This is a genomic window from Vagococcus sp., from assembly GCF_036639995.1.
In the GTDB taxonomy this organism is placed as follows: Bacteria; Bacillota; Bacilli; order Lactobacillales; family Vagococcaceae; genus Vagococcus.
Genome location: NZ_JAVWHO010000038.1, coordinates 7,915 through 16,809, shown reverse-complemented (window position 1 = coordinate 16,809; position 8,895 = coordinate 7,915). Strand labels below are relative to the sequence as shown.

Annotated in this window: 5 protein-coding genes and 1 other annotated feature; all 5 genes read left to right on the top strand. The window is 35.1% G+C overall.

What is annotated here, in order from left to right; genetic code table 11:
• Positions 1-1,980 (top strand): muramidase family protein (locus RR554_RS09340; protein ID WP_332467887.1); only part of this gene is annotated, 1,980 nt, incomplete at its 5' end.
• 60 nt (positions 1,981-2,040) lie between these two features.
• Positions 2,041-2,243 (top strand) — a binding site (T-box leader).
• 55 nt (positions 2,244-2,298) lie between these two features.
• Positions 2,299-4,713 carry a leucine--tRNA ligase gene (gene leuS / locus RR554_RS09335; RefSeq protein WP_332467886.1) on the top strand — a complete coding sequence of 805 codons (2,415 nt, stop codon included), beginning with the start codon at positions 2,299-2,301 and terminating at the stop codon, positions 4,711-4,713.
• Between the two features lie 102 nt (positions 4,714-4,815).
• Positions 4,816-6,462 carry a putative polysaccharide biosynthesis protein gene (locus RR554_RS09330; protein WP_332467885.1) on the top strand — a complete coding sequence of 549 codons (1,647 nt, stop codon included), beginning with the start codon at positions 4,816-4,818 and terminating at the stop codon, positions 6,460-6,462.
• Between the two features lie 58 nt (positions 6,463-6,520).
• Positions 6,521-7,237 carry a pseudouridine synthase gene (locus RR554_RS09325; protein WP_332467884.1) on the top strand — a complete coding sequence of 239 codons (717 nt, stop codon included), beginning with the start codon at positions 6,521-6,523 and terminating at the stop codon, positions 7,235-7,237.
• A gap of 72 nt (positions 7,238-7,309) precedes the next feature.
• Positions 7,310-8,716, top strand: coding sequence for a dipeptidase PepV (gene pepV, locus RR554_RS09320; RefSeq protein WP_332467883.1), 1,407 nt, complete (start codon positions 7,310-7,312; stop codon positions 8,714-8,716).
• Positions 8,717-8,895 lie beyond the last annotated feature (179 nt).

Genomic DNA, 8,895 nt, shown 5'->3' with positions numbered 1-8,895 from the left:
AGCAAAGAAAGCGCCACTTCAGAAAGTCAAACAAAAGAGAGCTCAAACAAAGAAACATCTACTTCTGAAACGAAAGACGAAGTGTCGGTAGAAAAAGGTATAAAGAAAGCAGAGACAAGACAAAAAAATGCAGCACCTGTTAGACGTTCAGTAGTTGAACCAGCTTCAGCACCACAATCACGAACGTTAGCAGCAACGCCACAATCTCAATTTATTGAAAATACAGCTTATCATGCGCAAGAAGTAGCAGGAGCTAATGATTTATATGCCTCAGTTATGATTGCTCAAGCAATTTTAGAAAGTGGTTACGGCTCAAGTACATTATCTTCACCACCAAATCATAACTTATTTGGTATTAAAGGAAGCTATAATGGACAATCTGTTACGATGCAAACATGGGAACACTTTAATGGTCAAAATGTTGTAATTAACGCTCAATTTAGAAAATACCCTTCATATCGTCAATCTTTTGAAGATAATGCGCGTGTATTAAAAACAACGTCATTTTCACCGGGAAATTACTATTATGTAGGTGCTTGGAAGTCACAAACCAGCTCATATCAAGATGCAACGCGTTGGTTAACTGGTCGATATGCAACGGATCCAAATTATAATTCTAAACTAAATAATTTAATTATTACTCATAACTTAACACAGTATGATAAGCCAGGTGGGGGCAACACTAGTAAACCGAATACAGGTAAGCCAAACACAGGTAAACCAAATACTGGCAATAACAACTCTGGTAATACTCAAAATAGTAGTGGAAGTACTCACACTGTTAAAAGTGGGGACACATTATATGGGATTAGCTTGAAATATGGTGTGACAGTTGCTCAATTAAAATCATGGAATAACTTAAAAGGTGATACGATTTATGTTGGTCAAAAACTAAAAATAAAAGGCGGTACAACACCAAATACGTCAAAACCAACGCCAAAACCAGATACAAGCAAACCAAACACAGGCAAACCTAATACAAATAATCCTAAACCAACGAATCAAGGTGCGAAAACACATAAAGTAAAACGTGGAGATACGTTATATGGTATTGCTTTAGAGTATGGTGTGACAGTTGCTCAATTAAAATCATGGAATGGCTTAAAAAGTGATATGATTTATGTTGGTCAAAATTTACAAGTTAAAGGTGGTACAACGACAAATACGAGTAAGCCATCTACAGGAAATACAGTAAAACCAACACCTTCAAAACCAACACCAGCTCAAACTACGGGAACGTATACAGTGAAACGTGGAGATACATTGTACGGCATTGGTTTACAGCATGGTGTATCAGTAGCGCAGTTAAAATCATGGAATGGCTTAAAGAGTGATATGATTTATGTTGGTCAAAAATTGACAGTTAAAGGTGGTACAGCAACGAGTACCGCAAAACCTACTAATAATCAATCAACAAAACCAAAACCTGTAACTCAGACAAAACCAAAACAAACAACAGGAACTTACACGGTGAAACGTGGAGATACGTTGTATGGTATTAGTATTCGTTATGGTGTCAGTATAAATGATATTAAAAAATGGAATGGTTTAAAGAGTGACATGATCTTTGTTGGTCAAAGCTTAAAAATTAATGGTCAATCCACTCAAACTGTTAGTCATCAAAATCAACCAAAAAAACAAACAACAACAGCTCACACTGGAACTTACACAGTGAAGCGTGGCGATACATTATATCAAATTGCTTTGAAATATAATATAAGTGTTTCTGATTTGAAACAGGCAAATGGATTATCAAGTGATTTAATTTATGTAGGACAAGGCTTGAAAATTCCAGGAACTGCTAAAGTAGCAACACGTCAAAGTAGTAGTAATGGTAAGGTAAAACGCCATAAAGTGAATTCAGGTGATTCATTGTGGGCTCTTTCTAATAAGTACAATACAAGTGTGTCACAATTGAAAGCTTGGAATAAATTATCAAGTGATGTAATTTATACGGGACAAAATTTACGAGTAGGTTAAATAGTTTAATGATTGATTTAGTTGCGAAGTGAATTTGATTCTGTTATTATGTGCTTAATAATTAAAACAATGACGAGAAGTAGTAGAGTGAAAACTTTTTTAGAGAGTGCATGATTGCTGAGAGTGCATAAAGATAGAAACTTGAACTTAGCTCTGAGGATGCTTATAGCCGGATTCAGTCCGTTATCATGACGATGAGATGTAGTTGTGTATTTAGGCTACATAAAAATAGGTGGTACCACGTTAAAATCAACGTCCTATAAAAGCATTAAATTGCTTTTATAGGGCTTTTTTTATTATATTTTAGGAGGAAGAAAAATGGCATATAATCACGTAGAAATTGAAAAAAAATGGCAAAAAAATTGGCTAGAGAATCATACCTTTAAAACAGAAGATGACTCTAACAAACCTAAATTTTATGCACTAGACATGTTCCCGTATCCATCAGGTCAGGGACTACACGTAGGACATCCTAAAGGATATACATCAACAGATGTTTTGGCTCGGTTCAAACGAGCAACAGGTTTTAATGTGTTACATCCAATGGGGTGGGATGCGTTTGGTTTACCTGCAGAGCAATACGCACTTGATACAGGAAATGATCCAGCAGAATTTACAGAAAAAAATATTCAAACATTTAAGCGCCAATTAAACTCATTAGGCTTTAGTTTTGATTGGGAAAGAGAAATCAACACAACAGATCCAGAGTATTACAAATGGACACAATGGATTTTTACTAAAATGTTTGAAAAAGGCTTAGCTTACGAGGCAGAAGTGGCTGTTAACTGGTGTCCAGCTTTAGGAACTGTTTTAGCAAACGAGGAAGTTATTGATGGTAAGTCTGAGCGTGGAAGCCATCCAGTTTACCGTGTTCCGATGAAACAATGGATGCTAAAAATTACAGCCTATGCAGATCGCTTAATTGATGATTTAGAGACTATTGATTGGCCAGAAAGCGTTAAAGAAATGCAACGTAATTGGATTGGTCGTTCTGAAGGAGCTAACGTTACATTTAAAATTAAAGACACAGATAAAGAATTTACAGTCTTTACAACACGTCCTGATACGTTATTTGGCTCAACATATGCTGTTCTTGCTCCTGAATTAAAATTGGTTCAAGAAATTACAACACCAGAGCAAAAAGAAAAAATTGATGCGTATATTAAAGAAGTAGAAAAGAAAACAGACTTAGATCGCACAGAACTTTCTAAAGAAAAAACAGGTGTCTTTACAGGTGCTTTTGCAATTAATCCAGCCAACGGAAAAGAAATGCCAATTTGGATTGCAGATTATGTTTTATCAACCTATGGTACGGGAGCAATTATGGCAGTTCCAGGTCACGATGAACGTGATCATGAATTTGCTAAAGTCTTTGATTTAGATATTGTCTCAGTCATTGAAGGTGGAGACATTGAAGAAACAGCATACACAGAAGATGGCGTTCATGTTAATTCGGAATTTTTAGATGGTCTTCAAAAAGAAGAAGCAATTGGAAAAATGATTGCATGGCTAGAAGAAAACGGTGTTGGTAAAAAAGAAACAAGTTATCGTTTACGTGATTGGTTATTCTCTCGTCAACGCTATTGGGGTGAGCCAATTCCAATCATACATTGGGAAGATGGAAGTATGACCGCTATTCCAGAAGATGAATTACCATTGGTCTTACCAAAATCAACAGACATTAAACCTAGTGGAACAGGTGAATCACCACTAGCAAATATGGAAGACTGGATTAATGTAGTAGATGAAAAAACTGGAATGAAGGGTCGTCGTGAGACAAATACGATGCCGCAATGGGCAGGAAGCTCATGGTATTATCTACGTTTTATTGATCCACATAATACGGAGCAATTAGCAGATCCAGAAAAATTAAAAGAATGGTTACCAGTTGATGTATATTTAGGAGGAGCAGAACACGCTGTTCTTCATTTACTTTATGCTCGTTTCTGGCATAAATTCTTGTACGATATCGGTGTTGTTTCAACAATCGAACCATTCCAAACATTGTACAATCAAGGAATGATTTTAGGTGAAGGTAACGAAAAAATGTCTAAGTCTAAAGGAAATGTAGTTAATCCTGATGATGTAGTTAATGAGTTTGGTGCAGATACACTAAGACTTTATGAAATGTTTATGGGACCACTTGATGCGTCTGTTGCTTGGAGTGAAAAAGGGCTAGAGGGTAGCCGTAAATTCCTAGATCGTGTATGGCGTCTTTATATTGATGAGAATGCTGTATTACGTGATAGAATTACGACTCATAATGATGGGAAATTAACAAAAGTATATCATCAAACAGTGAAAAAAGTAACAGATGACTTAGAGCATCTACGTTTTAATACGGCTATTTCACAATTAATGATTTTTGTAAATGAAGCTTATAAAGCAGAGGCTCTTCCAGTCGAATACATGAATGGTTTCCTTCAATTGCTTGCACCAATTGCGCCATTTATTTCCGAAGAATTATGGGAACGTATGGGACATAGCGAAAGTATTAGTTATGAAGCGTGGCCAACTTATGATGAAAAAGAGTTAGTAGAAGATGAAATCGAAGTTATTTTCCAAGTTAATGGTAAAGTAAAAGCTAAAGCGGTTGTGGTGCGTGATTTAAGTAAAGAAGACCTTGAAAAAACAGCGTTAGATCACGAACAAGTGAAAGCAAACATTGATGGAAAAACAATTCGAAAAGTGATTGTTGTTCCGAATAAATTAGTTAATATTGTTGCCAACTAAAAAGAGTTGTCAAAATTGTTAAATATTCTTAAAAGAGTTTGCATAATCCTTTCGAAATCGCTACAATTATAGCAGTATAGATGAAGAAAGTTGGATAGAAGCATGTCGAATCAAGATACCTCTTTTGAAGATAATTCTAAAGAGCTAAACGCTAAGGAAAAAATGGTTCGTGGCTCCCTTTGGATGACTGTAGGTAATGTGTTGTCTAGATTGTTAGGGGCAGTTTATATCATCCCGTGGTATGCGTGGATGGGTGAGCATGGTAAGGTTGCGAATAGTTTATTCAATAAAGGCTACAATGTGTATGCATTATTCTTAATGATTGCTACAGCTGGTATTCCAGGGGCAATTGCAAAACAAATTTCCTATTATAATTCATTAAATGAATATAAAATTAGTCAAAGATTATTTAAACGAACCTTGGTTATTATGGCAGGTTTTGGCATATTATGTGCTGGTGTTATGTACTTAATATCGCCAATCCTGGCAGCCGGGGATCCAAATCTAGTACCAGTTATGAGAGCACTTAGTATAGCAGTATTGATTTTCCCAAGTATGAGTGTTATTCGCGGGTACTTCCAGGGAAATCAAGATATGATGCCGTCTGCTGTGTCTCAAATTGTGGAACAAATTGCTCGTGTATTTTATATGTTACTTGCTACCTTTATTATTATTAAGGTAGTGAAAGGTGACTATGTAACGGCAGTTATTCACTCAACTTTTGCTGCATTTATTGGTATGTTGGGAGCATATGGTGCTTTAATCTGGTTTTATAAAAAACAAAAACCTGAGATGGATCGTTTAATTGCTGGAAGTAATAATACTGTCGAAGTATCTGAGAATAGTTTAGTTAAAGAAATGATTACAGAAGCTATTCCATTTATTATCGTGGGCTCAGCTATAACTTTCTTTAAATTAGTTGACCAATTCACATTTGAAAAAATCATGGCAGGTTTTACAAACTTTTCAAAAGATCAACTGTCATCACTTTTTAGTGTTTTTAGTGCCAACCCAGATAAATTGGTTATGATTACAATTTCTCTAGCAACAGGCATGGCAATGACTAGTTTACCGCTAATTACAGAAGCATTTACCAAAAAAGATGAAGCAGGACTAGCTAAGTTAGTTAGTGATAATATTCAATTGTTGTTTTTAATCATGATGCCAGCAACTTTTGGTATGGTCGTTTTAGCTAAGCCGATGTATGTTTTATTTTATGAACCAGATGTTCTAGGAATTAATGTGTTAATAGAAGCTAGTTACATTGGTTTAATCATGGGATTTTTTATTTTAATTTCAACGACACTGCAAGGACTTTATAAAAATAGTGATGCTATTTTTAATTTAGGTGTAGGTCTGCTTATTAAATTAGTACTACAATATCCGATGATTCGAATTTTTGAAGTTTATGGTCCATTAATAGCATCAGGTATTGGCTTTACTGTTGCAGCCTACTTAATGACTAAAAAAGTTCATGAGATTACGAAATTTAATTATTCATTAACTATTCGTCGAACCATACTAATTACTATTTTTAGTTTAATTATGTCAGGAACAACAACCTTGGTTCGTTCGTTTTTATATCTATTTCTAAATCCAGAACGAAAATTCCAAGCGTTGATTATTATTTTAATTTCTGTTGCAGCTGGTGTTGCAGTTTATGGTTGGTTGGCTCTTAAAACACGATTAGCAGATAAGTTAATGGGAGACAAGGTAGCAAAATTACGTATTAAATTTAAAATTAAATAAGTTATAGGAGAGGGAAGCGTAATGTATGTTTCTTTCTCTTTTTATTTAGGAGGATAGTATGCGATTAGATAAATTTTTGAGTCATACAGGATTTGGTTCCAGAAAAGAAGTGAAAGAAATTTTAAAGAAAAAGGTAGTTTGTGTTAATGGAAAACCTGAAAAAAATGGTAAGAAATCGATTGACGAAAACAAAGATGCCGTTAGTGTTTATGGAGAAGTTGTGAATTATAAAAAATTTGTTTACTATATGCTAAATAAACCTAAAGGAGTTATTTCGGCAACAGAAGATAATCTTCATCGAACGGTGATAGATTTAATTTCAGAAGTAGATCAAGTTCCAGGCTTATTTCCAGTTGGTAGACTAGATAAAGATACAACGGGGTTGTTAATAATTACTAATGACGGTGAATTGAGTCATCAGTTGCTTTCACCTAAGAAAAAAGTACCAAAGTTGTACCAGGCAAAAGTAGCTGGTTTGATGACAGCAGAGGATGTCTTAGTTTTTTCAACAGGAGTTACAATTAGTGGCAATGAACACTGCTTACCAGCTAAGCTAATGATTCTTGAAACAGATGTAGAGAGTGAGACTACACTAATTAATTTAGAAATAGTTGAGGGGAAATTTCATCAAGTCAAACGAATGGTAGAAGCTGTTGGGAAGAAAGTAGTGACTTTAGATAGACAGAGTATGGGAGGATTATTTTTAGATTCTCAGCTAAAGAAAGGGAGTTACCGTGAATTGACAGATGAAGAGTTGGCCAGCTTGCGAAATTGAAATTTTATTATTCAAAACATTAAAAAAGTGTTATGATAACAACATAATAAGTAAAAATGGAGGGATTTTAGGATGACAATCGATTGGAGAAAAGAAGTTGAGGCTCGTCGTGAAGATTTAATGAAAGATTTATTCGACTTATTACGCGTGCCAAGTGTTCGAGAAGACGATAAAGCAACAGAAGATGCCCCAGTTGGACCTGGTCCAAAAGCAGCACTTCTTAAGTTTTTAGAAATTGGCGAAAGAGATGGATTTACAACAAAAAATGTAGATAACTATGCAGGTCATATTGAATATGGTGCAGGAGACGAAACCTTAGGTGTGTTTGGTCATGTGGATGTCGTTCCTGTTGGTTCTGGTTGGGATTCAGAACCGTTTGAACCAGAAATTCGTGATAATAGAATTTATGCTCGTGGAGCAAGTGATGATAAAGGGCCAACAGTGGCTGCGTACTATGCTTTAAAAATTATTAAAGAATTGGAATTACCAGTTTCAAAACGTACACGTGTTATCATTGGTACGGATGAAGAAAGTGAATGGAAATGTATGGATCACTACTTAGAAGTAGAAGAAACACCAGATTTTGGTTTTTCTCCAGATGCTGAATTTCCAATCATTAATGGTGAAAAGGGAAATACAACTATTTTAGTTCAAGTTGCTGGAAAAAATGACGGAACATTACGTTTAGTTCGTTTTGATTCAGGTCAAAGAGCTAACATGGTTCCAGATTTAGCAGAAGCAGTAGTAGAAGTTTCAGGTGATGTCTCAGCCTTTTCTAAAGAGTATGAAGATTATTTAAAAGATGCTCCTGTAACAGGTGATATCTCAGTAGATGGCACAACTGTAACAATCAAATTATACGGAACAGCCGCTCATGGCGCGATGCCAGCAAAAGGAATTAATGCCGGTACTTACTTAGCAAACTTCTTAAGCTACTATGATTTTTCAGGACCAGCTAAGGACTTTGTTACTATTGTTGCTGATTTCATTCATGAAGATACTGAAGGTAAAAAATTTGGTGTTAACTATGTAGATGATATTATGGGAGATGTAACAATGAATGCTGGGGTGTTTGCTTTTGACGAAACAAAAGATAATAACACAATTACATTAAACTTCCGTTATCCTAAAGGAATGTCTGAAGAAAAAATTACAAAAGCTATTGAAGAAAAAGTAGCTGGAACAAGCGCAAAAGTTATTTTAACAGCAGGTGGTAAAGCACCACACTACGTATCTCCAGAAGATCCATTGGTTAAGACTTTGTTAGCTGTTTATGAAGATCATACAGGACTTAAAGGACATGAACAAGTTATCGGCGGCGGAACATTTGGCCGTTTATTGGAACGTGGTGTAGCTTATGGTGCGATGTTCCCAGATAGTATCGACACAATGCATCAAAAAAATGAGTTCATCTCAGTAGATGATTTAATCAATGCAACAGTTATTTACGCAGATGCAATTTATCGTTTGATTAAATAAAAAAATAGTAAGGGCCAAGGTATGAAAATATCTTGGCTTTTTTTGTGCAAAAAAACCACTAGCAATTGAACTAGTGGTAAAAAAGGAGTTATTATTTACTTTGGAGGAGCAAATAAATGAAAAAAATTTGTTAGGTTTGTTTTGTTAGTATATTTATATAATAGTTTGAAAATATGATA

Bases quoted from the DNA above. Each gene is read 5' to 3' on its own strand.
- leuS (WP_332467886.1), top strand. From the start codon at position 2,299: ATGGCATATAATCACGTAGAAATTGAAAAAAAATGGCAAAAAAATTGG.
- RR554_RS09330 (WP_332467885.1), top strand. From the start codon at position 4,816: ATGTCGAATCAAGATACCTCTTTTGAAGATAATTCTAAAGAGCTAAAC.
- pepV (WP_332467883.1), top strand. From the start codon at position 7,310: ATGACAATCGATTGGAGAAAAGAAGTTGAGGCTCGTCGTGAAGATTTA.
- RR554_RS09325 (WP_332467884.1), top strand. From the start codon at position 6,521: ATGCGATTAGATAAATTTTTGAGTCATACAGGATTTGGTTCCAGAAAA.